General features: G+C 44.4%; 27 protein-coding genes and 1 tRNA gene. 4 read left to right on the plus strand and 24 right to left on the minus strand.

Annotation, left to right across the window (positions count from 1 at the left end):
* Positions 1 to 138: 138 nt before the first annotated feature.
* The 7 genes from DXA93_RS11890 to DXA93_RS11920 form a co-directional block, all read right to left on the minus strand.
* Complete coding sequence (locus DXA93_RS11890) at positions 139 to 873, minus strand: immunoglobulin-like domain-containing protein (protein ID WP_118666603.1); 735 nt, start codon at positions 871 to 873, stop codon at positions 139 to 141.
* Between the two features lie 5 nt (positions 874 to 878).
* Complete coding sequence (locus DXA93_RS11895) at positions 879 to 1,580, minus strand: polysaccharide biosynthesis tyrosine autokinase (protein WP_055227943.1); 702 nt, start codon at positions 1,578 to 1,580, stop codon at positions 879 to 881.
* 15 nt (positions 1,581 to 1,595) lie between these two features.
* Positions 1,596 to 2,339 (minus strand): YveK family protein, encoded by a 744-nt coding sequence (locus DXA93_RS11900; RefSeq protein WP_055228010.1) that lies wholly within the window; start codon positions 2,337 to 2,339, stop codon positions 1,596 to 1,598.
* Positions 2,340 to 2,358: 19 nt separating this feature from the next.
* Positions 2,359 to 3,087, minus strand: coding sequence for a CpsB/CapC family capsule biosynthesis tyrosine phosphatase (locus DXA93_RS11905; RefSeq protein WP_055227942.1), 729 nt, complete (start codon positions 3,085 to 3,087; stop codon positions 2,359 to 2,361).
* 189 nt (positions 3,088 to 3,276) lie between these two features.
* Positions 3,277 to 4,458, minus strand: a complete 1,182-nt coding sequence (locus tag DXA93_RS11910) for a MerR family transcriptional regulator (protein WP_117802055.1) — start codon at positions 4,456 to 4,458, stop codon at positions 3,277 to 3,279.
* 59 nt (positions 4,459 to 4,517) lie between these two features.
* A complete protein-coding gene (gene rfbB / locus DXA93_RS11915) occupies positions 4,518 to 5,540 on the minus strand; it encodes a dTDP-glucose 4,6-dehydratase (protein ID WP_022461570.1) in 1,023 nt (340 codons plus the stop codon).
* A 148-nt stretch (positions 5,541 to 5,688) separates the two neighbouring features.
* Entirely contained in the window at positions 5,689 to 6,528 is an 840-nt protein-coding gene (locus tag DXA93_RS11920) for a MerR family transcriptional regulator (protein WP_119208388.1), read from the minus strand.
* A gap of 184 nt (positions 6,529 to 6,712) precedes the next feature.
* On the opposite strand from DXA93_RS11920, the gene DXA93_RS20960 reads away from it, so the two are divergent.
* Positions 6,713 to 8,482: an MATE family efflux transporter gene (locus DXA93_RS20960; RefSeq protein WP_330427353.1), complete on the plus strand. Its 1,770-nt coding sequence runs from the start codon at positions 6,713 to 6,715 to the stop codon at positions 8,480 to 8,482.
* On the opposite strand, the gene DXA93_RS11935 is transcribed toward DXA93_RS20960, so the two are convergent.
* The 3 genes from DXA93_RS11935 to DXA93_RS11945 form a co-directional block, all read right to left on the minus strand.
* Positions 8,464 to 9,966, minus strand: a complete 1,503-nt coding sequence (locus tag DXA93_RS11935) for an alpha-N-arabinofuranosidase (protein WP_119208390.1) — start codon at positions 9,964 to 9,966, stop codon at positions 8,464 to 8,466. The two genes, DXA93_RS20960 and DXA93_RS11935, sit on opposite strands and share 19 nt — an antisense overlap.
* Before the next feature lie 200 nt (positions 9,967 to 10,166).
* Positions 10,167 to 10,240: transfer RNA gene (locus DXA93_RS11940), tRNA-Arg, on the minus strand.
* Positions 10,241 to 10,393: 153 nt separating this feature from the next.
* Positions 10,394 to 10,909, minus strand: coding sequence for a transcription repressor NadR (locus DXA93_RS11945; protein ID WP_055220692.1), 516 nt, complete (start codon positions 10,907 to 10,909; stop codon positions 10,394 to 10,396).
* A gap of 220 nt (positions 10,910 to 11,129) precedes the next feature.
* Between DXA93_RS11945 and sigG the strand changes: the two genes are divergently transcribed.
* The gene (gene sigG, locus DXA93_RS11950; RefSeq protein ID WP_119208391.1) at positions 11,130 to 11,915 is read left to right on the plus strand and encodes an RNA polymerase sporulation sigma factor SigG; all 786 of its coding nucleotides are present in this window, start codon (positions 11,130 to 11,132) and stop codon (positions 11,913 to 11,915) included.
* Between the two features lie 10 nt (positions 11,916 to 11,925).
* Here the strand turns inward: sigG and DXA93_RS11955 are convergent, their stop codons facing one another.
* Entirely contained in the window at positions 11,926 to 12,729 is an 804-nt protein-coding gene (locus DXA93_RS11955; RefSeq protein ID WP_119208393.1) for an AraC family transcriptional regulator, read from the minus strand.
* 130 nt (positions 12,730 to 12,859) lie between these two features.
* Here DXA93_RS11955 and DXA93_RS11960 point away from each other — a divergent pair, with 130 nt between their 5' ends.
* Positions 12,860 to 13,990: a glycoside hydrolase family 27 protein gene (locus DXA93_RS11960; protein WP_118595036.1), complete on the plus strand. Its 1,131-nt coding sequence runs from the start codon at positions 12,860 to 12,862 to the stop codon at positions 13,988 to 13,990.
* Positions 13,990 to 14,181 carry a hypothetical protein gene (locus DXA93_RS11965; protein ID WP_022461561.1) on the plus strand — a complete coding sequence of 64 codons (192 nt, stop codon included), beginning with the start codon at positions 13,990 to 13,992 and terminating at the stop codon, positions 14,179 to 14,181. The genes DXA93_RS11960 and DXA93_RS11965 overlap by 1 nt, the downstream gene beginning before the upstream one ends.
* Positions 14,182 to 14,259: 78 nt before the next feature.
* Here DXA93_RS11965 and DXA93_RS11970 read toward each other — a convergent pair whose 3' ends face one another.
* The 13 genes from DXA93_RS11970 to DXA93_RS12025 all read right to left on the minus strand — a co-directional run bounded on the left by DXA93_RS11970 (position 14,260) and on the right by DXA93_RS12025 (position 26,417).
* Positions 14,260 to 15,831, minus strand: a complete 1,572-nt coding sequence (locus DXA93_RS11970; RefSeq protein WP_022461560.1) for a BCCT family transporter — start codon at positions 15,829 to 15,831, stop codon at positions 14,260 to 14,262.
* A gap of 37 nt (positions 15,832 to 15,868) precedes the next feature.
* Positions 15,869 to 16,657: an NTP transferase domain-containing protein gene (locus DXA93_RS11975; protein ID WP_243001878.1), complete on the minus strand. Its 789-nt coding sequence runs from the start codon at positions 16,655 to 16,657 to the stop codon at positions 15,869 to 15,871.
* A 12-nt stretch (positions 16,658 to 16,669) separates the two neighbouring features.
* Positions 16,670 to 17,794 (minus strand): choline/ethanolamine kinase family protein, encoded by a 1,125-nt coding sequence (locus DXA93_RS19995; protein ID WP_330425844.1) that lies wholly within the window; start codon positions 17,792 to 17,794, stop codon positions 16,670 to 16,672.
* A complete protein-coding gene (locus DXA93_RS20000) occupies positions 17,791 to 18,441 on the minus strand; it encodes an NTP transferase domain-containing protein (protein ID WP_330425843.1) in 651 nt (216 codons plus the stop codon). Before DXA93_RS20000 ends, DXA93_RS19995 begins: the two co-directional genes overlap by 4 nt.
* A gap of 166 nt (positions 18,442 to 18,607) precedes the next feature.
* Positions 18,608 to 19,492, minus strand: coding sequence for a metallophosphoesterase (locus tag DXA93_RS11985; RefSeq protein WP_119208395.1), 885 nt, complete (start codon positions 19,490 to 19,492; stop codon positions 18,608 to 18,610).
* 25 nt (positions 19,493 to 19,517) lie between these two features.
* Complete coding sequence (locus DXA93_RS11990) at positions 19,518 to 20,696, minus strand: Coenzyme F420 hydrogenase/dehydrogenase, beta subunit C-terminal domain (RefSeq protein WP_119208397.1); 1,179 nt, start codon at positions 20,694 to 20,696, stop codon at positions 19,518 to 19,520.
* 424 nt (positions 20,697 to 21,120) lie between these two features.
* A complete protein-coding gene (locus tag DXA93_RS11995; protein ID WP_119208398.1) occupies positions 21,121 to 21,624 on the minus strand; it encodes a glycosyltransferase family A protein in 504 nt (167 codons plus the stop codon).
* Positions 21,530 to 21,817: a glycosyltransferase family 2 protein gene (locus tag DXA93_RS20670; RefSeq protein ID WP_119208400.1), complete on the minus strand. Its 288-nt coding sequence runs from the start codon at positions 21,815 to 21,817 to the stop codon at positions 21,530 to 21,532. The genes DXA93_RS11995 and DXA93_RS20670 overlap by 95 nt, the downstream gene beginning before the upstream one ends.
* Positions 21,814 to 23,085, minus strand: coding sequence for a lipopolysaccharide biosynthesis protein (locus DXA93_RS12005; protein ID WP_147398803.1), 1,272 nt, complete (start codon positions 23,083 to 23,085; stop codon positions 21,814 to 21,816). Before DXA93_RS12005 ends, DXA93_RS20670 begins: the two co-directional genes overlap by 4 nt.
* Before the next feature lie 74 nt (positions 23,086 to 23,159).
* Positions 23,160 to 23,378 carry a hypothetical protein gene (locus DXA93_RS12010; protein ID WP_119198569.1) on the minus strand — a complete coding sequence of 73 codons (219 nt, stop codon included), beginning with the start codon at positions 23,376 to 23,378 and terminating at the stop codon, positions 23,160 to 23,162.
* 14 nt (positions 23,379 to 23,392) lie between these two features.
* A complete protein-coding gene (locus DXA93_RS12015) occupies positions 23,393 to 24,562 on the minus strand; it encodes a polysaccharide pyruvyl transferase family protein (protein ID WP_117509380.1) in 1,170 nt (389 codons plus the stop codon).
* A 2-nt stretch (positions 24,563 to 24,564) separates the two neighbouring features.
* Positions 24,565 to 25,512 (minus strand): glycosyltransferase family 2 protein, encoded by a 948-nt coding sequence (locus DXA93_RS12020; protein ID WP_117509381.1) that lies wholly within the window; start codon positions 25,510 to 25,512, stop codon positions 24,565 to 24,567.
* Entirely contained in the window at positions 25,509 to 26,417 is a 909-nt protein-coding gene (locus DXA93_RS12025; RefSeq protein WP_117509382.1) for a glycosyltransferase family 2 protein, read from the minus strand. The genes DXA93_RS12020 and DXA93_RS12025 overlap by 4 nt, the downstream gene beginning before the upstream one ends.
* Between the last annotated feature and the right edge of the window lie 337 nt (positions 26,418 to 26,754).

Below are 26,754 nucleotides of genomic sequence, written 5' to 3' on the forward strand. Positions count from 1 at the left end.
CTCCTCTGCCCCCTTCTGCCGCCTTTCTTTCTCACTCTACCATACTCATTTTGGGCTGTCAAATTTTACTCGCGCCGTAAAAACTTGAAAAAAGAACTGCCCCGATCGGGCATCCCCATCAGAGCAGTTCTTCTATTCTTACTGAACGTGTACGGTAAGCACCGCTGCATTTGATCTGTTTCCATCGCTGTCCGTCACATGATACGTCAGCGTGTAATCTCCCGGCACTGCAGTATCCACATCGCCGTCGATCTCAATCTGGTTAAAGAGTGACTCCTGGCTGTCTGCATCATCGGTCATCTCTTTGATATAGCTGGTTTTGTCCAGATCGTTTCCGGCTTCCACTGTTACTTCATACGTATTCAGGTACAGTTTTGGGCTTTCCGCCGGCAGTGCTTCGATTTCCATCTGCGCATCTGTCTCATTTTTTGTGCCCTCTGTGTCATTCTGCTGCGGCTCCTCTGTTGCCGGTGCAGACTCATCTGCCGCCCCACTGTTATCCGTTTCCTGCGTAGCCTCATTTTCCGCCGGGGTATCTTCCGCTGCAGCTTTATAATTCACGCGGCGTGTTGCTTTTGATACATTATTGTGACTGTCCTTTGCGGCATAAACAACCGATGCACTGGTATGGTCATCGTTCGGGAAAATGTTTTCAATCACCAGCGAATCTGTCACATCTCCGTCTTTCTCATCCGTTGCAGTAACGCCTTCCAGCAAAGGCGCTGTATCACTGCCTTCCTCATACGTTACATCCCCATCAGCTGGAAGCTCGATTTCCGGGCCTTTTCGGTCGTCCGTCACTACGACAGCTGCTGTACCGGCTCCTAGCGCCACGCACAGGACAATCAAACCTGCAACAATCCCTTTTTTCATGGCAGTTAATCGTCCTCCTCCTGGCCGTAATCTCCGTATTTGTACTGACCGTATTTTCCGTATTTACCATACGCCTGTTTCTGCATATCCACCTTGTTCAGGACAACGCCAAGCAGCGGGCAGTTACTTCTCTCGAGCTGGCTCTTTACTTCCTGTGCAAAACGATAGCTGATCACACCGGACTCAATGACCATGATTGAACCATCACAGATTTCTGCAACGATTGCACTGTCGATAACGCTTCCAAGCGGAGGAGTATCCACAATCACATAATCGTAAACTTTACGAAGTGCATTTAAAAGACTTCGGAAGTTCTTTCCCCCCAGAAGCTCTGCCGGATTCGGCGGAAACGGGCCGGAATAAATCATGTAAAAGTTCTTTACATTGGTAGAACAGATGACATCCTCCAGAGTTGCCTGACCGGACAGGAAGTGTGCCAGTCCGCGAACAGATTTCTGTGTTTTCGTTCTTCCAAGAAGAACCGATTTCCGAAGATCGGCATCGATCAAAATCACTCTTTTTCCGCTCTCTGCAAGAGAAATGCCGAGCTGCATAGAAACACTGCTCTTTCCCTCATTTGGTGTACAGCTTGTAACCGCGATTACTTTCTTATCTTCTCCGCAGAACTGAAGGTTGGTCCGAAGAGATTTGTAGGCTTCCACAATCTGATAGCCTGATTTTTCCTGTTTTACTACTACCTGATTCACGTTCCGTATCCTCCCTTATTTCTTTCTTCCACGGCCGTTTTTGTTTTTCTTCTTGCTCTTTTTCTGTCCTTCTGCAAGAGGAATTATGCCGAGTGTACTAACACCCAGATAACGTTCTACATCTTCGGAGGTCTGGATGGTGTCATTTGTCAGATAAACAATAATGATGATGACAATCGCGATAAATGCCCCTGCTATTGCACCGATCAGCCCGTTTTTCTTAATACTTGGGCTTACCGGCTCATCTGGAATATTCGCCTCATCTACCACATTTACAGCTTCTGTGTTCATAACGTTCTGAATATGATCTGATGCTGCTACACGGATTGCATCCGCCATCTGGCTTGCTACATACGGATCTTCGTCTTTTACTGTAATCGAAAGGATACGCGTATCGTTCTGTGTAGTAACAGTAATTTTGTTCAAAAACTCCTCATAGGTAAGATCCAGATTTAACTGTGCAATAACGGTTTCAACAACCTGACGGCTCTGAATCAGCTCCGCATAGTCTTTGGTTAAAAGAGAACTTGCCTGCAGATCTCCACTTGTTACAGTACTGCTGCTGTCCTGTTTTGACAGTACATACATTTTTGTCGTCGATTCATACTGCGGCTTCATAAATACTTTGCTGACCAGTACCATCAGAAGGCCAAGTGCCAATGCAGCTAAAATCACATAGCCAATTTTGCTCCAGAGCACACGAAGCAGTTCCAGTAAATCGATTTCAATTTCATCCTGATTCTGTTGATTCGTTTCCATCTTCTTCTCCTGACTTTTTTTAGATTTCTCCGGCATCCCTTAAGATTTCCATCGGATTATCGTGGAAAATCCTTTCGGCATATGCCTCTCCCATTTTTTTTGAAACATAGGCAGCGCCTGCTCCTATGTTGGGAATACGTGTTTTTGTGTTGTGGGAATCGCTGCCGACAAAACCGAGCAGATCTTCCTTCATCAGTTTTCTGCAGTAGCGTTTTGCCCCCCACGTATACTTTCCAAGTATACTTTCCACATTCACCTGCAGTCTTGCGCCCATATCCACCAGATCGCTGGAAAATCCGACGCTCTTTACCGTTGCCTGATAGCGCTCCACATGCGCGATAATCGGTTCGTAACCGCAGGACAGTACATTGTAGACTCTCTCACGGATATGCTGTGCGGAATCTCCCTCGGAAAATTCCAACAGAACATAGGATGAACCGGCCATGGTCACATATTTCCGTTTTTCCAGGATATCCTGAAGATCCATGTTCGAGTGAAGTTCACACCCGAGATAAAGCGACATATCCGGATATTCCTTTTTTGCCGCTTCCTGCAGTTTCAGAAACTGCTCATGTACCTTTTTTGCCGGTGTTTCAAACATCCGCCGCCGATAATGCGGTGTGATGATAATCTTCCTGACCCCGTCCTCGTGCTGCATTTTCAGCATCGCCAGCGACTCTTCCAGGTCAGCTGCACCGTCGTCTACCCCCGGGACCATATGGCAGTGTACATCAAATAATTCCTTCATACCTTATCCCTCTTTTTGTGTTCTTTCTTCAAGTCACGTATACTTAGACATTCTACTTTAGTATACATCCTTTTGTGATCTCTGGCAATACAAAAAACATACTCTGTATTTATTTTTTAACATTTTTGTCAAACTTGCCTAAAATGAGGGATAAAAAAGAGACCTCCATTTTCATGTCGGCCTCTCCCGTTATTTTCTGCAGATGAAAACCCCTGCCTCTTTTGTGATCGCAATTCCGCCGTGTTTCTGAATTTTCTTTTCCAGAAATTCTTTGAATTCCCGCTGTCTCGGATACAGATACTCATTCTGATTTCCATGGCAGGAAAGGATATAGTCCAGAAGCGGCTCCGGCCGGTCGACCCAAAGACTGTCCTCGTAGATTCTTTTCTCTACGCTGCCAAAATAAGGCTTTAACTGCTTTTCTCCGTGATCCAGACCAAAAATAGTATACAGCGCCACCTCCGAAAGATTGATCTGCGGATCAAACTCCTGTACCAGATCGGTAATCTCTTTCATATGGCCTTTTCCATACGTACTGCAGTAGAACACGCCGTCATCTGAAAGCACACGGCTGATTTCCTGCAGACCGCGGGACAGATTCTGGACATAGAACAAAACATGATTTGCAATAATCCGGTCGTATTCCGCATCCGGAAACGGAAGCTTCTGGCAGTCCAGTGTCCGGAAATCAAAACAGGATGCCTTTTCTTCTCCCAGATTTTCCGCCGCATCCCGGATCATGCCGTCCGACAGGTCAGACAGACAGATATACTTTCCTTTCAGCACGGATGGCTCCGCTTTTTTCCAGAGCTGTCCGTTTCCGCAGCCAATCTCCAGAATCCGGCGCGCACCGTCAAAATCCATCTGTTCCAGAAGCCACGGGAACCATCCCTTTTTATTTTGGGAATACTGCTCGTGCAGCGAAATACGGATATTCAGGTTTTCCCCGTTTTTGTACTGCTCCACCAGCATCTTTTCCATATCGGTCAGATGAATCAGGTTCAGAATGCCGGTCCAGTCGATCTGGTTCGTCTCCTCCAGAATCTGTGTCGTATTCTGCAGCGCCTTTTCCATCTGCTCCAGATTTTCCATCTTCTTGTGCACAAGTCCGATCTGCATTTTCAATGATTTCAGAATATCCGCACTCGTATCGTGAATCGTCATATTTCCGATCTCATTCAGGGAAAATCCGAGATATTTCAGCGATAAAATTTTCTGCAGCTTCAGAAAATCCTCATCCGAATACATCCGATAACCGGACTCGTTGATAAAGCTTGGCTTCAGCAGCCCTTTTTTGTCGTAATAGCGAATTGTCCGAATGGTCACATGGGCCATCCGGGCAAATTCACCAGTGGTATAATATTGATCCATATCCACCACTCCTTCGCAAAAGCCGCTTTTTTGCGGCCTTTGCATTTCACTTTTCTCTCTTACAGACGGTCTTTGTACATCTCAGCAAAGTAGTTCTGATACTCACCGCTGATGATGTGTTTCCACCAGTCTTCATTGTCCAGATACCACTGGATTGTCTGTGCAATTCCGGTATCGAAATTGTATTTTGGTTTCCATCCAAGTTCCGTCTCGATCTTGGTCGGGTCGATTGCATATCTTCTGTCATGGCCCGGGCGGTCTTTTACGTATTTGATCAGAGATTCCGGTTTGTCCAGAGCTTTCAGGATGGTCTGTACTACCTGAAGGTTTGTTCTCTCGTTGTGTCCGCCAATGTTGTAAACCTCGCCTACTTTACCTTTATGGATAATCAGGTCGATTGCTTCACAATGGTCGGATACGTGCAGCCAGTCTCTGACATTCTCACCGTTTCCGTATACCGGAAGCTCTTCGTCTGCCAGTGCGCGGCTGATCATAAGCGGAATCAGCTTTTCCGGGAAGTGATACGGGCCGTAGTTGTTGGAGCATCTGGAAACGGTAACCGGGGTACCGAAGGTTCTGTGGTAAGCCAGTACAAACAGGTCTGCGCTTGCTTTGGATGCAGAGTACGGGCTGGAGGTGTGGATCGGGGTATTCTCTGTAAAGAACAGGTCCGGGCGATCCAGCGGAAGGTCTCCGTAAACTTCATCGGTAGATACCTGATGATATCTCTTTACGCCGAATTTTCTGGAAGCATCCAGCAGTACACGGGTTCCCATTACGTTGGTCTGAACAAAGATGCCAGGATCCTCGATGGAACGGTCTACATGGCTCTCTGCTGCGAAGTTGACAACAACGTCAAATTTCTCTTTTTCAAACAGATCCATGATGAAAGCTTCGTCTGCGATATCACCTTTTACAAATTTGTAGTTCGGTTTGTCCTCAACCGGTTTCAGAGTCTCCAGGTTTCCCGCATAGGTCAGCAGGTCCAGGTTTACGATCTGATAATCCGGGTATTTGTTTACCATGTGATGTACGAAGTTTCCGCCGATAAATCCGGCTCCGCCTGTTACTAATACTTTCATGCTTTTTCTCCTTTTTGGTGTGTTTATCGTCTCAGTTTTATGTCAATTCAACTTGTTGTACCCTCACTATAATGGGTGACGTTGCGTCATGGTCAAGAGGAGAATGAAAAAAGTTTGTGAAAATCTTGTTTTTTCCCCTCTTACCTGTCTATCTTAAAATTTTTACGGCGATTCTCGTAATATACTGTTCCATTTCCTGACTGGTCAGCGCGTCCACCATATATTCCTCATAAAAGCGGTCATCCAGCAAAAATTTCTGTTCCGTGGCATATCGGAACAGCTTCCGGTACGCCGCTTCAATTCCCTGCCATGTTCCTTTATAATAATAGCAAAGATACTCTCCCTCCGGCCGAACCGTGTATCGCACTTTCGCCGGCACACGATCAAAAATCAGATAGAAATCACGGTAATCCAGAAAATTCCCCGTTTCCAGTGTTTCCCGTTTCTGAACAAACCCCACATTATACGAACTTCGATTTCCGTATTGCCCGCAGTAAGCATAGAGCTCTCCGATTTTCTGATTGACTGCCAGATTATCCGCTGACTCGCTGTGGTTTGTGACAAGATACTGCAATGGAAGGGTATGGATCCCCACAGGACAGAAGGGATCTTTTTCAAACGCCTCACGGCATTCCGCCGATGCCTGTGCCAGAAACCGCTTCTTTTCCCCAATCCAGCGCTGCATCTCGCGGAGCCGCTGCATTTTTTCGCGCACCACCTTCTCCTCCTGTTCCAGCAGTACTCCGAATTTTTCAGGACTTCGCTGTTCCAGATAATTTCGAATCTCTGCCAGCGGCATGCCCAGCTCCCGCAGCATTCCGATCACATCAAACGTTTCCATCTGATCCATCGCATAATACCGGTAGCCGTTTGTCCCTCTTCTTTTTGGTACGAACAGCCCAATCTCATCATAATGGAAGAGCGTTTCCTTTGTCGTGCCTACCAGCGCTGCAAATCGCCCCGCGCTTAAATACTCCTGTTTTCCCATTTCTGACTCCTTTTCCTGAATATGTGCTCTCGGAATTTTTCCTGTTTTTCACCTTTTTTGCACTTGACTATAGGGTTACCCTATCCTTTATAATAGCAAACGATTCAAATTTTCACAAGAAATCTTTCCCATCTAAAGCGTGTCTGAAAAAGGCTTTTCACACATAAAAAGGAGGTTTTTGATTATGAGCCAGTCACTCGCCAAGGATTTCAACTTCCGCTCTCTGCTGAAGTTTGCGTTTCCATCGATCATCATGATGATCTTTATGTCTCTCTACAGTATTGTGGATGGCTTTTTCATCGCACAGTACGTGGACAGCATGGCGCTTTCCGCCGCCAATATCGTCTATCCTGCCGTCAGCATTCTTCTTGCCGTCGGCATCATGTTCGGTACTGGAGGCAGCGCCGTTGTCGCCGCAAAGATCGGACAGGGAAAACAGGAGGAAGCCAACCGTAACTTTTCGGCCCTTACCCTTACCACACTGATCATCGGTATTCTGGGCGCAGTGCTCGGCAACCTGTTTTGCCGTCAGATCTGCAGTCTGCTCGGTGCAACGCCGGTGCTGATGGATTACGGTACCGCCTATCTGCGGACGATCCTTTTCTTTGCCCCGGTCTGTCTTCTCCAGGCGCTGTTCCAGTCCTTCTTTGTAACGGCAGGGCGCCCGGGACTCGGACTTTCCCTTACGGTGTCCGCCGGCATTACCAACATGCTTCTGGACTATCTGTTTGTCGTTCCGCTCCATCTTGGTGTTGCGGGAGCGGCCCTTGCCACCGGCCTTGGCCAGTGTATCCCGGCCGTTGCCGGTATTTTATACTTTACCTTTGCCCGAAAAGGCCTTCGTTTCACCAGGCCGGAATTTTCCAAAGGCCTGCTCTCCACAAGCTGCTTCAACGGTTCCTCCGAGATGGTCAGCAATCTTTCTGCAGCCGTTGTCACTTACCTTTTCAACATGCTGATGCTGAAATTTGAGGGCGAAATCGGTGTTGCCGCCATCACGGCGATTCTGTACGGACAGTTTCTCTTTGTTGCGCTGTACCTCGGCTACAGTATCGGCGTTGCACCTGTGTTCAGCTTCAACTACGGCAGCCGGAACAAACAGCGGCTGATCCGGCTTTACCGCATCAGTATCCGTTTCGTTGTGGTAAGCTCTGTGATCATTGCACTTGTGGCTGCCTTCGGTTCTCCTGTTATTTCCGCTGTTTTCATGCAGAAAGGCACCTATGGCTTTGAACTGACCCGCCACGGTGGTTACCTGTTCTCCATCGCCTATCTGTTCTGCGGTACGAATATCGTCGCCTCCGGCATTTTTACGGCACTGTCAGACGGAAAGACCTCTGCTTTGATTTCCTTTTTGCGAACCTTCGTCTTTATCGTTCTCTCCGCGCTGCTTCTGCCGCTCGTGCTTGGCACCAACGGTGTGTGGCTGTCAATTCCGGTCGCTGAGTTTCTGACGCTGTTCATCTCCGTGCCGAGCTGTCCCGCTATTTCAAGGATCCGAAAGTCGCACCGGAGACGCAAACGAGTCCCAACTGATCTTACCGACTTCGCTGATTCTCAAAACCCCGCACAGGGATCCGTTGTTTTCACAGGATCCGCTGTGCGGGGTTTCTCTTTTACTACCACTTTTTCCCCGGGCAGTCCCGCAGTTCAATCGCTGCCCGCATCTCCACGTAGCAGCCGCACATGCGGCACATGCCGGACAGCAGCTTTTCGCATCCCTTACAGATCGAAAGCCGCCGCTCGTATTCCTCCTCCGGCGTTTTATCGTCCGCCGGAATTCTCGCAATATAATCGTACATATTCTGAAAAAAGCCTGCCTCGTCCATCTCACGAAGCAGGCATTTTTTACAGATCCTGGTATTTCCGTCCATCAAACTCCTCCGGAACCGAATCTTTTTTCATCCCAAATATCTTCTGGTTTTTATGGTTTCCCTATTTTACGGCGATATGAAGCACACTGCATGCCGGAATGGTAAAGGAAATTCCCTCTTTTGTTGCCTGCACACCGTCAAAGCCCTGAACGCCAACCGTCTCCGGCGCTTCAAAGGTGTTTTTATCCTGCATATGGCCGGTTACGATCTCGGCTTTGATCTCGCCGACTTCTTTTCCAAGAAGTACCGCCTCTACCGGATATGCTTTCTCCAGATCCACATTCGTCATCGTAATATGAAGTACACCGTTGGCATCTACCGAAACAGATTCCGTCAGATTCGGAACCATGTATTCATCTTCCAGACCAACCTGCTCCGTTTCCAGAGAGCTTGCCAGAAGATCATTTTCCTGATGTACCTGATACAGATCGAAAACATGATACGTCGGAGTTTTGACCATCTTTTCCCCCTCGGTCAGGATCATCGACTGCAGAACATTGACCATCTGTGCGATATTTGCCATCTTGACGCGGTCGCTGTGTTTGTTGAAAAGATTCAGGTTGATCCCTGCGACCAGTGCGTCACGCATGGTATTCTGCTGATACAGAAATCCCGGATTTGTTCCAGGCTCTACATCATACCAGGTACCCCACTCATCCACGATCATACCGACCTTTTTGTCCGGGTCATACTGATCCATAATGGCGCTGTGGCGGCGGATCAGCTCTTCCATGTACATCGTCTTTTTCATGGTCTTATACCAGTCTTTTTCCGCAAACTCCGTTGCACTTCCCTTGTGATCCCAGGTTTCCGGCACCGTATAGTAATGAAGCGACAGGCCATCCATCATGCCATGCTGCTGTGGGGAGATTCTGCGGAAGCATGCTTTCATCACTTCCTGCGTCCACTCATAATCATCCGAATTGGCGCCGCAGGCAATCTTCCGGATCTTTTTGTTTCCATCGTAATCACGCACAAAGGTCTGATATCTGCGGTACATATTTCCGTAGAATTCCGGATTCATATTTCCGTCGCAGCCCCAGTTCTCATTGCCGATGCCGAAGAAATCGACGGTCCACGGCTTTTCGTGGCCATTTTCCGCACGAAGGTCTGCCATCGGAGATACCCCGTCAAATGTCATATATTCAACCCACTCCGACATCTCCTGCACAGTACCGCTTCCCATATTTCCGTTGATATAGGTTTCACATCCGATCTGATGGCAGAGCTCAAAAAATTCGTGGGTACCAAAGCTGTTGTCCTCGACAACACCGCCCCAGTTGGTGTTGATCATTTTTTTGCGGCTTTCTTTCGGTCCGATACCGTCTTTCCAGTGATATTCATCTGCAAAACATCCGCCCGGCCAGCGCAATACCGGAACTTTGATATTTTTCAGTGCTTCAACAACATCGGTACGCATTCCGTTCACGTTCGGAATATCGGAATTTTCTCCTACATAGAGTCCTTCATAAATACATCTTCCCAGATGCTCCGAAAACTGTCCCTGGATTTCCTTATTGATTTTTGAAAGCTTTCTGTTCGCATCAATTACTAACTTAGCCATAACTTGTCCCCTTTCGAGATCTTAAATTTGGCTTTATTATAGGAGATGTATCTCACTTGTGTCAATGAGCGTACAAGTTGTTTCCCCATGATTTTTTCAAAAAGTGCGGCCGTCTGGTTGCTGACCAAAAGGCCGCTTGTTTTATTTTTCATTCTGCATACGAAAAAACCGCCCTGATTTTCACCAGGACGGTTACCGTCCGTGCGTTAGAGGATTCGAACCCCCGACCTTTTGGTCCGTAGCCAAACGCTCTATCCAGCTGAGCTAAACGCACATTTCTTTGTCGCTTTAGAACTCTTTGTTTATCACTCGTTCCCGCTGACATCATGTATATTACACTATCCTAAGAGAAAAGTCAACACCTTTTTGAAAAAAATTTAAAATTTTTTCGAATAACAGTTTTTTGTGAAAATAAGGGCTTTTTCCCCTATTTCACAGTCCGCACCAGGTAGTCTTTCTTTCGCAGTTCCTCTTCAATCAGATCCAGGGTCTGCGCAGAGTCTGCCGATACGGTATGAAAATGTTCCCCTGATGTGATATTCTTCAGCGGCCGTGATTTTCCCTGCCGGATTTCTTCCATAAACAGTGCCACCTTATTTCGTGAACTGATATTAAGTTCCGCCCGCAGTTCTCCGTAAACCTCGTGACGCACAATCACATCCAGCACAACGCCGCCGAAATCCACAATTGTATTCAGCTCGTCCTGCATCTGCTCATCCGTGTGATTCACCTCAAAGACCCGCGTCTCTCTCACCGGGCTGCTGCAGATGTAGCCGCGGTTTGTCGCAATCACATCGTATCCGGCAGCGCGGATCAGGGCAATGTCCTGGACAATCACCTGACGGCTGACTTCACAGCTCTTCGCCAGCGCTGCACCGGAGACCGGCGTCTTACTGTTTGTTATTCTTTGAAGAATCTCTTCTCTTCGTTCCTTTCCACTCATCATAAAACAAGACCTCGCATTTCGTACACTTCCCTTATCTTATCACACTTTCCGCCGTTTCTACAATAGCAGGAAATCATTTTCCAAAAGCTTTGTCAAGGACTAAAACTTTATGAAATTTTCCGGGCTCTCGTATATTCGTCCCGCCAACTGCCAATCATGAACGTATAACAGTAACGAACGGTAACCATACGTTCCATGTTTCAGGAGGATGCATACCATGGCGATCAATAAAGTTGAACTGTGCGGAGTCAATACATCACGCCTTCCCGTACTGAATACCGAAGAAAAGGTGACTCTGCTGAAAAAGGCCCGCGAAGGAGATGCTGCTGCCCGCGAACGCTACATTCAGGGCAATCTGCGCCTTGTCTTAAGCGTGATCAAGCGCTTCTCCAACAGCAGTGAAAACGCCGACGATCTCTTTCAGATCGGCTGTATCGGCCTGATTAAGGCGATTGATAACTTCGACACGACCTTAAACGTCCGTTTCTCCACCTATGCCGTGCCGATGATCATCGGTGAAATCCGGCGGTATCTGCGTGACAACAATGCGATCCGCGTCAGCCGTTCCCTCAGGGATACTGCCTACCGCGCCATCTGCGCCCGCGAACTTTATCTCAAGCAGAACCAGAAAGAGCCTTCGATCGAGGAAATCGCCGCTGAAATCGGCATTGGAAAAGAGGATATCGTCTATGCCCTCGACGCAATCCAAAGCCCGATGAGTCTGTATGAGCCCGTCTACACGGAAGGCGGCGACACCCTGTATGTCATGGATCAGTTAAGTGATAAGAAAAATAAAGAAGAAAACTGGGTGCAGAACCTCGCCCTGCAGGACGCGGTCGCCCGTCTCAATGAGCGCGAACGCCAGATCATCCGCATGCGTTTCTATGAGGGGCAGACCCAGATGGAGGTTGCCCGGGAAATCGGCATCTCGCAGGCGCAGGTCAGCCGGCTGGAAAAGTCCGCCCTGCGCTCTATGCGGAATTATCTCTCCGACGAGCGGTAACGCCCGCCGTTCACTGAATTTCTGCAAACTCCAGCCGGTAATCCGACGGCGGCATTCCATAGTGTTTCCGGAACACACGGGAATAGTAAAAGGGATCTTCAAATCCGCACGACAGCGCCGTCTGTTTGACCGTCATCCCCATCTGCAGCAGCTTTTCTGACTGCTGCAGCCGATATTTCAGCAGATACTGTCCTGGTGACCGGCCGATTTTCTTCTGAAACAGACGGTTCAGCGTTGTGCGGCTGACCGCCATTTTCCGCGCAATTGTCTCCGCGCAGAACTCACTCCTGTGATACCCTGCGGCAATCAGAGCCATCGCTTCCATGATCCACGGATCTTCCTTCTTTCTCTCCTCCCGCTGCGGCTCCGCCAGATCCTGGTACACGCCCAGAAGCGCAAGCAGCACACCGACGGCCTCCTGGCTGTTCCGACGATAGAGTTCCATCTGGCAGAGACGCTCAAAATACGGCAGAAGCCTTTCCTGACGGAGAGGCGGCGCCGCCGGCTGCTGTGGGTTCAGTACCGACCGTGCCAGAATCTGCCGGCATTGTTCCCCGACAAAATCAACCCACACATATTCCCACGGCTCGTTCTCATCCGGCGCGTACTGCACCACCTGCTCTGGACAGATTAAAAAGCTCTGTCCGGCGGTAAGTGTGTACGTCTTTTTCCCGCAGGTAAACGTTCCCTTTCCGCTTATAATATAATGTATAATATAGCACTGCCGTACACCCGGCCCCCAGGAATGCAGATCATGGCAATCCTGCCGCCCGGCATCGACAGGCCGGATCCCGTTCATTTCTGATACAAGCATATTCTTTCCTTTTCCCGTATTTTATTCTTTATGAAGCAAAAATCCATGCTTTTGTCTTAAAATTCCATGGTTTTGCTCTGGAAATCCATCTATACTCAAAGTACATCAAAACTTACGGGAGGTCAATACTATGATCAAACTTACACCGCCGATGGGCTGGAATTCCTGGAACACCTTCGGAGAAAATATCAATGAAAAAATGATTTTTGAAACTGCTGATGTCATGGCCGAGAGCGGCCTGCGCGATAAAGGATACGAATATCTTGTCATCGACGACTGCTGGTCTTTACGTGAACGCGATGAAAACGGCCGTCTTGTGCCGGATCCGGAAAAATTTCCGTATGGTATGAAAGCCGTTGCCGATTACGTTCATTCCAAAGGGCTGAAATTCGGTATGTATTCCTGCGCCGGAAACATGACGTGTGCCGGCTACCCTGGCAGCTATGAGCACGAATTTGTCGATGCGGAAACTTTCGCATCCTGGGATGTTGATTTCTTAAAATACGACTACTGCTACCACAGTCCGATCCTGCACGGAAAATATCTGTACCGCCGCATGGGACTGGCACTCGAGAACTGCGGCCGCGACATTCTCTTCTCTGCCTGCTCCTGGGGTGCTGATGAAACGCATGAGTGGATCAAAGAAACCGGCGCTTCCATGTGGCGTTCCACCGGCGACATCTTTGATACCTGGGATTCTGTCAAAGATCTCGTGGCACAGCAGGAAAAACTGCATCCGTACAACGGCGTCGGCTGCTTCAACGATATGGACATGCTGATCGTCGGCATGCATGGAAAAGGAAATGTTGGACTGGCCGGCTGCAGCGATGTCCAGTATCAGACACACTATGCACTGTGGGCATTCCTTGGCTCCCCGCTGATGATCGGCTGCGACATCCGCGAGATGAGCGACGAAACCCGCCGCATTCTCATGAATGACGAAATGATCCGCATCAACCAGGATCCGCTCTGCCGTCAGCCGTATAAAGTGAAAAACCATGCATGGAATGACAACGTTCTGATTTATGTAAAAGCGCTCGCAAACGGAAATCTTGCTATCGGCATGTTCAATCTCAGTGATGAAAAATCGCGTGCAGCCATGAATCTGGATGAGATCGGCCTTCCGTTCTCCACTGGCCGTACTCTGGAACTTACTGAGGTCTGGACCGGCGAGAACCTGTGTGCAAACAATGCATCCCTTGTCACAGAACTCGAGCCGTTTGCATCAAAAGTATACCGTGCAAAGGTCGTAAAACTCTGATGGCACGCTGTATGCAGTGCGGCAAAGAACTCACACATAACGAGATCGGCGCCCACCGTAAATTTATCAACCGCGGCGCAGAACAGTTTTTCTGCAAGCAGTGTCTTGCCGAGCATCTCGGTGTAACGCCGGAGCTCATTGACGAAAAGATCGAACAGTTCAAGCGGCAGGGGTGTACACTGTTTGTATAGACCTACACTGTCTGAAATGCACACAGCCGGATTTCCGCCAAATAGAAATCCGGCTCTATTTTCATGCTGCATAAAAAATCATTTCTTCTTTATTTCTTTCAGATATGCTCCGGCATCCTTTAGGAATCCCGCCACAATCAGAAGAATTACCATTCCGATCGGAAACGCTGCCACGATACTGACCGACTGCAGATTGCTCATAGAGCTTTCGGAAAAGACCAGTGCAATCGGAAGCAGAATCAGCAGAAGGCACCACATAAGCTGAATCGCTTTCGATGGCTGCTGTCCCTCTTCCAGACGGCGGTAGCTGTAGCAGGAAACCGTCAGCGCAATCGAATCAAACGAGGTCGCATAAAAGGCAATCATCGTGAGCAGCAGAACGACAAGAACCAGCGATGCACACGGGATCTTCTGGATCATGGCGATAATCATTCCATAGAGATCACCGTCTTTGGCATACCGCGCGATAAAATCCGCTTTTCCCGCCATCTGCATCCCCATCGATTCATTTCCCAGGATGATAAAGCTTAAAATCGTGGAGCCAACGCCGAATCCATATCCGCCAAGGATTGTCTGCCGCACCGTTCTTCCCCGGGAAATACTTCCGATAAAAAATGGCGCCGCCACGCACCATACCATCCAGTATGCCCAGTAATAAATAGTCCAGTTCTGCGGAAAATGCGTCTCGCGCAGCGGATCGGTATCGGTCGCCAACGTCGGGAAATACTGAATCATCCGTCCCAGCGATGAAAATCCCGTCTCGATAATATACCGCGTCTGTCCGCCGAACAGCAGCACGTACGCCAGTAGCCCGAAAAACAGATAGATGCAGAGCTTTGCCAGAAAACCGATTCCGCGGAAGCCGTGAAGCAGCGAATACGTGTACACAAAACACGTAATCAGCAGAATCACAATTGTCACTGCGTTCCGGTCCAGATTGATATGAAACAATGCATTGATTGCACTTGCCATCAGCGGCGTTGCCACGCTGAATGTCGTTGCCGTTCCTGCAAGGAGTGCAAATACCGCCAGCAGATCAATCAGCCGTCCGCCGATGCCGTCCGTCTGTTTTCCCATAATCGGACGGCAGGCTTCTGAATACCGCTGCCGGTTCCGTTTCCGCACGTGCAGCATAAACCCAAATGCGGCAGCGAGAACGAGATAAAAGCCCCACGGAATCAGACTCCAGTGAAACAGCGGGTACACGCCCGCCCACTCCTGGATTCCGCCCATCTTTTCAATCTGCGGATCAGCAGCATACATCACCCATTCTGCAAAAGAATAAAACAGAATGTCTGCCGCAAGGCCGCACGTAAACATCATGGATCCCCAGGCAAAAAAAGAATATTTCGGTTTCTCATCCTGCTCTCCTAACACAATATCGCCATATTTTGAAAATGCCAGATACAAAGAGAGCAGAAAAACGCCAAGGCCAATTGCAAGATAATAGACTCCAAAGGTATCTCCCAAGAAGAAGCGTACCTTCGCAAGAACTGTGTTGGACTGTTCCGGCAGGAGGAAAAACAAAATGCTGAGCGCTGCAATCAGTCCCAGCGGCAGCAGCGTGATCATCCAGTCAATCTGACCTTTTTTCCGTATTTTTCCGCTCTGTTTCTTTTTCGCCACTCTGTTTTCATCAACTGTATTCATGTTTTCTGTTCCTTTCTGCTATACTGCCCGATCCAGCTTATTTTTCTTCTGATTTTTCCTGCCCCTGTGCCTCATATCCGCAGTAAGACGGATCCAGATCGCAGAGTTCCGAGAAATCATCAATCTCAATCAGATCGCCTTCCTGCATAGGATAAATGCCAAGCTCATATTCTTCAAAATGACAGAACATCGCCACATCATCCCAGTAAATCTGGCGGTTCTGTTTTTTTTCAAATTCCAGTTCCAGGTGGCGTTTCAGCCGCTTTCCGTCCTCCCGGTTCCAACGTGATACACTGAAGAGCTGCCAGCCGCCCTTACCGCCGGTCCGGCTACAGGAACACACGATTCCATCCTTCACCTGCATCAGCCATTCATCCGTCTTTTCGTCCGTCCAGACAGCATTGTAGCCAGAATGCGTAAATTCCGGTGCAAGAATTTCTTTTTTGTATATAATCTGATCCCCATCCAGAATCATTGCATTTTCCAACTGTTCCCGCGCCACATAGAGCGATGCAATATTATTGCAGGAATCCCAGTATGGATTTTCGATCAGTGTCACACCTTTATATTCTGCGGTAAGGCACGCAAACTGCTCTTTCCGATATCCCACTACTACATAAATCTCATAAATTCCATTTTCATGCAGCGCCTGAATCACCGTATCAATCATGCGGACACCCTTCACACGGATCAGCGGTTTCGGCGTAGTAAGCGTTACCGGCCGCATCCGCGTTCCCGTTCCCGCCGCCATGATAATTGCACGTTCTACATGATTTTTCTGCTGAATTTCACTTCCCGGTCTCTGCCCCACATCCATCGCTTTCATTCTTCCACCCTCTTATTCTTCCTGACCTTTGCTTTTGGCAAGCTCCTGCTTAACAAGTTTATAGTAATCCTTAGCATATCGGTACTGTTTCAGCGAATACTCGCCAAACTCCACGCCTAACCGGCTCTTGTACTCACACCAGTTGCTCCATAAAAGCCCGCACACCGCAATGTATGCATAAATTTTCGTGCGCACCTCCTGCGGACAGCCTTCCGTAAAATAACTGTCGATCAGCGCATCCACCTGCGGACGGTCATACATGGCGTAAATGCAGAACATCGCCAGATCCACATGTGCATCCTGCATGCCCGCATATTCCCAGTCAATCAGACGAATTTCCGTTCCGCCGTTTTTCTCCACAAACAGAAAATTGTCCGGCACCGCATCAATATGCGTCAGCGTCCACACCTTCGGCTGCGCTTCCAGATAAGCCTCAAGCTCCAGCACATGCGCTTTCGTCGTGCTGTAATCCCGATAAACAGACGGTTCTCCCTCCCACAGACTTTCATAGTATGCGATCTGGTCAAACAGCGAAAACGTATGCTCCACGCTCAGATGCTCCTCATGGAAGGAACGGAGCTTTTTCATACAGGCCTGCACATCCTCAGGGTTTTCCGGATCGCAGACACGCGCACCCTCCAGGTATTTCGTAATCTTATAGCCGTTTTCCGGATTGATCGACACGATTTCATCGCAGATGCCCTTTCCGTCCAGTGTCCGATATACCGCCGCCTCCTGCCTGCGGTTGATCAGAAGACTCGTGCCTTCCCCCGGAATTCTCATAATATACCGCCCGCCGCGACAGCGGAATAAAAACGAACGGTTTGTCATTCCCTTTTTCAGGACCTCAATTCCCGTAATCTCCTCACCGGAAACCGAAAGCACCCGTTCAATTTCTGCCATCGCATCCGACTTCAGCTGATCCGAATTTTCATCCAGTTCCCGCAGCTGCTCGTAGGTATTGATCTCCACCACAGCTCCTTCCGGGACAAGCTTTGCCTGCACCGGCATTCCGTTTTCCGCAAAAAGGGCATCCTCCCAGAAAACATGGTCATACCGGCGATCCTGTACCATCGTTTCGATTCGCCGCGCCATCGACTGTGCCACAGAATCCGTCAGATAGCTGATGCCGATCATATGATTTCCTTCTTTTTCCCCGCCTGAGGCACAAGCTCCCACTTCCGGCTCACACGAACCGTACTGTCTGGATCTTTTGCATCGCTCACCAGATACCAGGAATACCACTCATACTCCGAAAACGGATTTTCCCGGCACCAGAGGTCGCACGGCATAAGATACGTTTCACCAAGCTGCGGCAATACCTTTGCCAGGGAATGCAGGTTGTTTTTCTCTGCATACTCCATATTGACAACCAGCTTCACGCCATACCGGTCAACCAGATAATCGTACTGTTCCTTTTTAAAACCAACGACAACATAAATTTCCTTCACCTTTACCGCATGAAGCTGACGGATCAGCCGCTCGATCAGCGGTTCCCCCTCTACTTCCAAAAGTCCTTTCGGCGTTTCCATATTAATCGGCACCATCCGCATTCCATATCCGGCAGCCAGAATCACCGCGTTTTTCGGGCGATGCTTTGCCATCTCAAGCCTGGCTTTTTCCGTCAGCTCCATATCTGTTGTTAAAAAACCCTGCCCCTGCAGCGCTTTCACCGAACGGTTTACCATTCCCAGTGAAAACCCACACCGCTCCGCCAGCGCACGCTGGTTCCGGCAGTGGTATTGCAGGATCACGTTCAAAATATCAGATTCTTGTTTGTTCATGTACATCTATCCTTTCATTTTCGTGAACATCGTTATTATAATACAGAACCGGCGACATGTCAAGCTGCCAGCCGATCCTGTGAAACAATATGCCCAGATTAAGTTACGGTTCACTGGTTCCCAGCGAACCGTAACATTCGCAGCCCTAATCCATGTGCAAGTTTTTTCACCATCCTCCTTCCGGTACAAGATCCACGCAGACAATCTCCGGAATATTGTTGAACCGCGGAATCACCTCCGTATTTCCAAGCCCCGCAGACAAAACCAGATGCCGTTTTCCATCCTTTGAATCAAAAACACCCTTCAGCCGTCCCGGAAACCAGCCCATATCCGGCGCATATACGCCGCCGATTCCAGGCAAAATGACCTGCCCTCCGTGAAGATGACCAGAAAACACGCAGTCCATGTTCCATTCCTCCAGGGCATCATTTTTCAGCCAGGCAATCGGAAGATGACTAAGCAGGATCTTGTAACGGTCGGTATTCTCAAAATCCCATAAAAACATGCATTCGCTAAGATCAGCTTCCTCCGTTTCCAGGTATTTGTCCGGCAGGCAGTAACCGTAAATGCCGCCAATGCGAAGAGACTGGCCTTTTACGGTGATATCCCGGTATTGGTGCTCCAGAACGATTGCACCGGCGGCCTGATACAATTGTGTGACGTCTGTGCCAAAATTGTCCTGGTATTCTATCTCATGATTTCCCAAGGACAGATAGACGGGAGCAATCTCGCATAGAGAAGAAATCAAATTGGTAGCAATCTCTGTGACAGGCTCTCCGGAATTTAACAGATCCCCCGTGAGCAGGATCAGATCGGGAGACTGACTTGCTATCCGGTCAATCAGCTCCTGATTGTCTTCTCCAAACTCGCTGTTGTGCAGATCCGTCAGCTGCAAAATCCGGATTGGGGTATCGATTTTGTCGGAGGGGATCTGATAGGAAGAGTAGCTTAGGGAGTGTTTTGATTGGTCGAGGTTTTGGCAGTTTGTGATTCCGAGGAATAGAAGTACGCTGATAATGAACGTCCATTTGTGCTGCCGTAGCCATTTCATTGATAATGTCCTCCGTTATCGTGACTCATCCTAACCCACACAGCTTTTTGAGTACACGCTTAATTATTTCCTTCTTACTTCGCCTTTGTGGTTGTTTTACTTGAAGTAATGGCAATATTTCCTGAAAATTTTCGCTTTCAATAGTTTTTAAAACAATATCTCTATTTTGTTTATGAACTGATGATCTCAATAACGATGGATTTTCTCTTGCCGCCTGTTCCAAATAAACTTGTTCACATTTTATGTTTTCAGAAACTGCGTTCATCATTTTTTCGCCTTTTGCAGTATGCGTTAATATAAGAGATGTTCCTTTATTATCGTCCATTTTGGGATTAATATTCCATATTCCCCAGAAATCGCCTAATGTTATATCACTAACACGATGATATCCTTTAAAATGACAGCTACTACAAGATTCCCGCAAAATATAATCTTTTACAAATAATTGCATGAAGGGATCATCACCATTTTTACATAAATAGCGTTTCTTGTCTGCATAAGCAAATTTAACCGAGTATGCGTAATGACTCCAACCACTTTCCTTATTTCGCAAATTTATATGCTGTGGAAATGAATCACTATTATCCGTTAGAGATCGATACTTTACATATTTTTCCCATACCATCGGAGACGGTACTCCATGACATACAAAATCTATGCAGACCAAATTCTCATAATCTCGTTTTAAAAAGGCTTTCAATCCGGCTACCTGACAAGGTGTACCTGAAAACAACACTATTCGTCCGGAATCCAGTTGTTTTTTTATGCTTAAAAAGCTGTCTCCTAAAATACTTTGCGAATATTTCGCTCCTCGTAGTTTACCGAGTTCCGTTTGCTCTTTTATCTCAATATGTCTGACTACGCCTTCGTCATCATAGCTTGCACCATAGATCACTCCGCCTCGCTGTAAAATGGTAGCTGCTAACTCAGAGAAAATTCCACCGGAGGAACTCTCCAGTCGAAGTGCATTATTGTTAGAGAATGCCGCATATGCAGACGTTGATAGGTTTTCATCATCTTTTTTCTTCATTAACACGGGACATACTCTTTCACAAGCCCCACAATCAATACACGCAGACCGCTCCATAATTACCGGAAACTCAAATCCTGCATTATCTTTTTTCATCTGAATACAGTTCCGTGGACAAATGCTTACACAGGCAGTGCAACCTGTGCATTGACTTTTATCTGCGAATTTAGGCATAATCTTCACCTTCCTGTTCAACAAAGCCTGTTGTAATCATACTGTAATTCTTTTGCACTTTTTTTGACATAAGCATCACATAGTCTCACGGCCATATATATAATCATCATAGCCCTTTGCATGATCTGCCTTCACAAATTTCCTAATTTAGATTTTATTTTTCTAAACAAACGTAATAATAAAACAAGTTCAGGATGTGTCAAACGACAATATATAATATAGTCATCCAATTGTACATTTTTATTTATTTTTAATTTCAAAAAAGCTTCTTTCATCAAAATGTCATCATTATACACCCCCTGCAATCTGCATGACACTTCTCCAGTAAAAATTTTGTATAATATCTAGATAATATTCTCGTTCCCTTTCATCATGAATAATAATCTGAACCATATGTTCTCTAATATCACGAAAACCATTCGCATTATCTAAACTCTTTTTTCTTTTTACTCTTTTCAACATTAGTTTTGGTTAATGAATTTTCTTGCTGGTTATAATTCATATGTGGTTTATCAATAAATCCACATTTTTTATTGTAAAGCAATGGCAATAACAGTTGTAAATTTTGTCCATATTTTGATTGATAAATTTCTCTTTCAGGATAAAATTTAAACAAGGAAGACACTCTAACCATATAACTTCCAGCCCAATTATTTGTCTTCCCTTCCAATAATGCCGTAAAAACATCCTGAATATTTTTCTCACATTCATCATAAATAAACAGGCTTTTTCCATTTTTTCTTACATACCACCCATTCGAACGCACTACATCCATTTCCCTATGACTTTCTAAAAACTGTACTCGCTCTAACAATGCACCTTGCAAATACTCGTCATCGATGTCCAATAATAATAAATACTCTCCAGAAATATATTTCAGGCCGGTATTTATTGCGCTTCCAATCCCTTGATTTTTTTTGTTTAATATATATTAATGAAATCTTTTTATTTTCCAGTACTTCTTTCCATTCCAATATCTTGGATTCACTTTGATCTATCGATCCATCATTTACCACAACCACTTCAATATGTGGATAATTTTGAATTTCAATAGAATGTAAACATCTATCAATAAAACGTTCTCCATTAAAGCATGGAATAATAATGCTAACTTTTTTTATTCATAATTTCTCCGTTTTAAAAAGTCTTTAATTTTGCCCAACGGTCTTTTTCCAATACGTTTCATAAGCTTCATTACAGAATTAAATTCATTGGTATGGTGAAACAAAATATAATTAAATCCACTTGGAATAGCAATAGCAACAACCGCTTTTTCTACAAATCTAAAGTAGATATTTCCCCTAGAAATCCAGGTGCAAGTCCAATATGCCAGTGCAATATAGATAATCCCTAAGCAAACATATAATACATATCGTTTATAATACGCTCTAACAGGACAATGAAATACAGATCTATAGATTACAATTGGCCTATACCAATCAGCAGTAAGTAGACTGCCAACAATTGTACCCAGAAAAACTCCTGAAACCCCAAACGGCTTAGCAAATAAGATAGATGCAACCAAGTTAATAATCGCAAAAGCAAATGGAACCCAAGCATCTTCTAAATATTTCCCCGCTGCTCCCTTCATGGTAATGAGTGGCATTCGTAATCCTGTCAGATAATTATTTATTACAATAATTGCTACAGTTCCTGTTCTAAATAAGTATTTTTCACCAATCCAAATTTCACCAATAAATGGATTAAATAAACACATAAAACATGTAGCTTCTATGCTATAAATAAAAAAGGCAATGAAAAACATTGTATTAAATACATCTAATTTTTTTTCATCATTCTCCACTGCCACTATATTTCCTATTCCAGCAGTGACACCTGCAAACAAAGCACTTATGTATCCGTTGATCAGATTCCGAATCAAAAGATAGTTGGAATATATTCCTGTGGCTACTAAGCTTACAAGTTTTGTAATAATAAGATTATCCGTTGAATTAACCAAATAGTCTCCTATTTTTGCAACAATCAATCCTGATATATTTTTTTGAATTTCCTGTTTTTGAGCACCTGTCAGTCTATCCTTTGAATAAAAAGTAACTTTATCATATTTTTTTGTTATGTATAAATTTTGTGCGGCCATCAAAACGATCGAGCATCCGATCTGTATTGTTAAATATACAATATAACTTTTCCAAATTAACAATGCAATAATCTGCAAAAGTGTTTGAACACAATTTATTGATACATTAATTGGAATCAGTCTAAACGCTTGGTTATCTGAGGATATCAGTGTGGTCTTATATGATAAAAAATAACCAATAACAGTATTAATTAAAAACGCAAAGTAAGCAAAGGTTGTTCCGTCTGGCTGTTGTTCTACGGGAACAAAAAAATCTAAGAATTGAAATAGAATAATTCCAGCTAAAAGCACAATAACACCTATAACCGAATATGCTTTTCTATAGACGGACATTAATGTACTGATGGACTTATAATCTTTCTCAGCTAAGGCTTATAAAGACTGAACCCAATTGCAGTTGCAATCCCCAATTCACCAATCGCCAAAAATCCTAAAACATTACTTAAGAGCCCAGATAGTCCCAAGTAATCCGCTCCCAATGTATAGATAAACACAGTTCTAGAAATCAAGCCTAATAAAGAAGCCACAAAATTATTCCCAAATGACCCCAAAATATTCTTAGCAGAATTTTCTAATCTAGACATGAACCATCTCCTCTTTAAAGTAATCGCTCAACATATTCTTTTGCAGTTAATGCTCTTTTAATAACTTCTGGTATTTTGCTATTTAATTGTTTTTTGATTAATTCTTCATTTTCTAATATCCATCTAAACTTTTTAAGCAACTCATCTGTTTCTTTCAGCCTTTGAACAGATAAACTATACTGTTCTTCATCTCCAAACAAGTCCCTAGCAATTCCTCTTGCCTTTACAGAGTATCCTACAACCAGTGTTGGTATCCCCGAAGAATATGCCGCAATAGTGGAATGCGTTCTTGCCCCAACAAAAAATCTACATTTTGAAATCGCATACTTAAGTTTTGAACAATTTTGATCTTCTATTACTAAAACTCTTCCACTTTTTTTATAACGTTCATACAACTGCATTAATGGTATCCTATCATCACTGTCATCCCAGATTACATGAGGAATTAATGCAATTGCCATATCTGTTTCTTTCAAAATATGTTCTATCAAGATCTCATAATTTTTCATTATAATTCCTGAAATCTTTTCTTCTTTTTGTACCATCGGACTCAAATTAATTCCTACCATGTTTTTATTGATAAACTTAGATGGAATTTCTGCATATGCTGTTTTGAGTCCAAATGCAGGATCTGCAACAAGTATGGTATTGGGATTTATTTTTTTCAGTGCATTATAAGTAATAGATTCTCTTGCTGTAATAAGCTGATATTGTCTCACATCATTAACAATTTCCGGATTACTCAATACTTCCGGATTGATAGAACATCCCCATAATACTGTCTTGGCTCCCCTAGAAATCATCATATTATGTAGCATAATATATTTATTCACATCAGCATAACAATAATTATCACCGCCTATAGATAATACAATGTCGTTTTTATGCACCATGTCAATGGTTTTCTTATAGTTAAGTTTATCTAACGGCACATAGTCATTTTTTAATTTTAATGCTATATATGCCCGAATAAATGGTAAAGTTATTTTGGAATATGACTGTACATCTTTCTTAATTGTACAAATTTTATCTAACCCATATTTTATATCTTCTTCCGTTTTAGAAGAAATGAGCAATATTTCATCCCATAATGGATTGTTTAACATATCACATGTAGAACGCACAATTGCTTCGCATCCATGATTTCCACTCCCGCCATGAGCATACATATAAATTTTTGCCATTTTCATTCCTTCCTTATCCAATGAATTCTTTTTCCATTTTGCAAAAATATTCCCTGACCAAATAAAAAAAACACAAGTTTCTCTTTCCAAGGAATTGCTCTACAAGTAAGAATAAGACACATATATTTCCGGAATAATTTTCTTGTCCCATCAACAAATTCTGAATTTCTATAATTATTCTCCTGAAAAAGTCCTATTACATATTGAAACAAATGGGATACTGTAACATAACAACATTCTGGCTTTAAATCCTTCCTTTGTGCGATAACCTGAAGCAACCTTTCTGTTGCAATAATGATATCCAATGAAGGATTTTTTATCATCTTACTCATTGCTCCATTATTATTTTCAACATAAAAATATTGTGTTCGATCTGTCGTTACAATTTTATTTGCATTTAATAACGCGTCCAATGTAAAAAGAATATCTTCATATGTTTTTATTGACGGAAATTTTAAATTTGCAATCAATTCTTTTTTGTACAATTTTCCTGCCGGACCCGAATTAATAGATTTCCGAATCAAAAGAGCATTTATCGCATCGGTTCGTGTTAATACAGTTTTTCCTACTGTAAATCTAAATTTCACCGCTTTTTCATCAAGAAACACTGTATCGCATATTGCAACATCGCCTATTTCGCAACATTTTACTAGTTCATACAGATAATTGGGTGGAATAAAATCATCAGCGTCCAAAAACGCTATGAATTTTCCTCTTGCCAAACTTATTCCTTTATTTCTTGTGTAAGAAACTCCATGATTTTTCTGCGTAAAGCAACGCATGCGAGTATCTTTTTCTTCATACTCCTTACATATACTATAAGATGAATCACTACTACCATCATCAATTAAAATACACTCAAACTTTTGATATGATTGACCCAAAATGCTTTCTAACATTCTTTTCAAATAATTTTCTGCGTTAAAAATAGGTATAATAATTGAAATCATGTTGATACCTTTCTGAATTGATATCTACGCCGAATTGCTAAAAAAATACCCGGAATAAGTGCGCATAATATCAATCTTTTATTCTGTCCTTGAAAACCATATTCTATATGTCCCCCAACTATTGATAATGCAACCACTTGACAGGCAGCATAAAATTTTTGCTTTTTTGAACACTCAGGATATTTCAGCATATGACAATACATCATCGCATAACCCATTGGGTTATTTTTTTCTAATACTTTGCTTCCCTTGGTAAGGCCATCATCCAGATAATTACACTGATAAATAATATCTGAATGCCACCGCAATTTATAACCATCCAACGCAATTTCATTCAATGCGATTTGTTCTGGTGCAAATTTTTCGCCCGGCCATTCCGGCATCGGATATTTTTTCAATATTTTTGTCTTATATGCCTCACACATATCTGCATCCAAATTAAATTGTATTCTCTGTAGATTCGTAGCGTCTACATATCCTTGTTCGTTTACAATAGGTGAAACACCCTTTATATAAGAACCATCTGGAAATCCCCTGGCTGCTCCAACACCAATATAATCTGAATTATTTTCAATCTCTTTGCACCAATTTTTCATTTTTGATAACGCATTCGGTAATAGAAAATCATCAGAATCAACCATAAAAAAGAATTTACCTCTCGCATACCGAATCCCATAATTGATTGCTCTTGGTTTTCCTCCATTTTCTTTTTCCAAATATCTAATTGAAAATTCTTTTTCTTTCCTGATCCACTCTTCAACTAATTGATGCGTATTGTCTGTCGATCCATCATTAACAATCAACCATTCAAAGTCTGTCGTTCCCTGATTTTTCAACGACTCATATAATCTGAAAAGTGTATATCCTCTATTATATGTCGAAGTAAATACCGTAAAATATGGCATCTCATCATCTCCTTAGCAAACGCCTTATTAAATGTCTCATTAAACGTCTTAACTGTAAACTTATCTTCAATAAATAGTATTTGTTTTCATATAGTAATAACAAAATCCATTTTTCAAAGAAATTCCGTCCGCATGCTTTAATTCCCTCAGATTTACAAATTAATTGTAATTCCTCGAAACAGTTTTTCAATTTTTCAATATTGCAATACAACAATGAAAAAATCACATAATTACTTAGCAACTGTGAAACAATCAACTCATTACTTCCGCTATAAACATTCTCATTACTTCCGCTATAAACATTCTTTTTCTTTACAAGTGTTTATAGCGAATATTA

It is taken from the genome of Blautia sp. OF09-25XD (assembly GCF_003482095.1).
Lineage (GTDB): Bacteria > Bacillota > Clostridia > Lachnospirales > Lachnospiraceae > Fusicatenibacter > Fusicatenibacter saccharivorans.

Coding starts and splice junctions, on each gene's coding strand:
- DXA93_RS11975 (WP_243001878.1), bottom strand. CDS start 16,657: ATGAAAGCGATGGATGTGGGGCAGAGACCGGGAAGTGAAATTCAGCAG.
- DXA93_RS11890 (WP_118666603.1), bottom strand. CDS start 873: ATGAAAAAAGGGATTGTTGCAGGTTTGATTGTCCTGTGCGTGGCGCTA.
- DXA93_RS12025 (WP_117509382.1), bottom strand. CDS start 26,417: ATGCCATATTTTACGGTATTTACTTCGACATATAATAGAGGATATACA.
- DXA93_RS11900 (WP_055228010.1), bottom strand. CDS start 2,339: ATGGAAACGAATCAACAGAATCAGGATGAAATTGAAATCGATTTACTG.
- DXA93_RS11910 (WP_117802055.1), bottom strand. CDS start 4,458: ATGGATCAATATTATACCACTGGTGAATTTGCCCGGATGGCCCATGTG.
- rfbB (WP_022461570.1), bottom strand. CDS start 5,540: ATGAAAGTATTAGTAACAGGCGGAGCCGGATTTATCGGCGGAAACTTC.
- DXA93_RS11955 (WP_119208393.1), bottom strand. CDS start 12,729: ATGCTTGTATCAGAAATGAACGGGATCCGGCCTGTCGATGCCGGGCGG.
- DXA93_RS11985 (WP_119208395.1), bottom strand. CDS start 19,492: ATGAAATGGCTACGGCAGCACAAATGGACGTTCATTATCAGCGTACTT.
- DXA93_RS11935 (WP_119208390.1), bottom strand. CDS start 9,966: ATGGCTAAGTTAGTAATTGATGCGAACAGAAAGCTTTCAAAAATCAAT.
- DXA93_RS11990 (WP_119208397.1), bottom strand. CDS start 20,696: ATGCCTAAATTCGCAGATAAAAGTCAATGCACAGGTTGCACTGCCTGT.
- DXA93_RS11965 (WP_022461561.1), top strand. CDS start 13,990: ATGGCACGCTGTATGCAGTGCGGCAAAGAACTCACACATAACGAGATC.
- DXA93_RS12015 (WP_117509380.1), bottom strand. CDS start 24,562: ATGGCAAAAATTTATATGTATGCTCATGGCGGGAGTGGAAATCATGGA.
- sigG (WP_119208391.1), top strand. CDS start 11,130: ATGGCGATCAATAAAGTTGAACTGTGCGGAGTCAATACATCACGCCTT.
- DXA93_RS11945 (WP_055220692.1), bottom strand. CDS start 10,909: ATGAGTGGAAAGGAACGAAGAGAAGAGATTCTTCAAAGAATAACAAAC.
- DXA93_RS11960 (WP_118595036.1), top strand. CDS start 12,860: ATGATCAAACTTACACCGCCGATGGGCTGGAATTCCTGGAACACCTTC.
- DXA93_RS11905 (WP_055227942.1), bottom strand. CDS start 3,087: ATGAAGGAATTATTTGATGTACACTGCCATATGGTCCCGGGGGTAGAC.
- DXA93_RS12020 (WP_117509381.1), bottom strand. CDS start 25,512: ATGATTTCAATTATTATACCTATTTTTAACGCAGAAAATTATTTGAAA.
- DXA93_RS12010 (WP_119198569.1), bottom strand. CDS start 23,378: ATGTCTAGATTAGAAAATTCTGCTAAGAATATTTTGGGGTCATTTGGG.
- DXA93_RS11970 (WP_022461560.1), bottom strand. CDS start 15,831: ATGAATACAGTTGATGAAAACAGAGTGGCGAAAAAGAAACAGAGCGGA.
- DXA93_RS20000 (WP_330425843.1), bottom strand. CDS start 18,441: ATGAACAAACAAGAATCTGATATTTTGAACGTGATCCTGCAATACCAC.
- DXA93_RS11920 (WP_119208388.1), bottom strand. CDS start 6,528: ATGGGAAAACAGGAGTATTTAAGCGCGGGGCGATTTGCAGCGCTGGTA.
- DXA93_RS20960 (WP_330427353.1), top strand. CDS start 6,713: ATGAGCCAGTCACTCGCCAAGGATTTCAACTTCCGCTCTCTGCTGAAG.
- DXA93_RS19995 (WP_330425844.1), bottom strand. CDS start 17,794: ATGATCGGCATCAGCTATCTGACGGATTCTGTGGCACAGTCGATGGCG.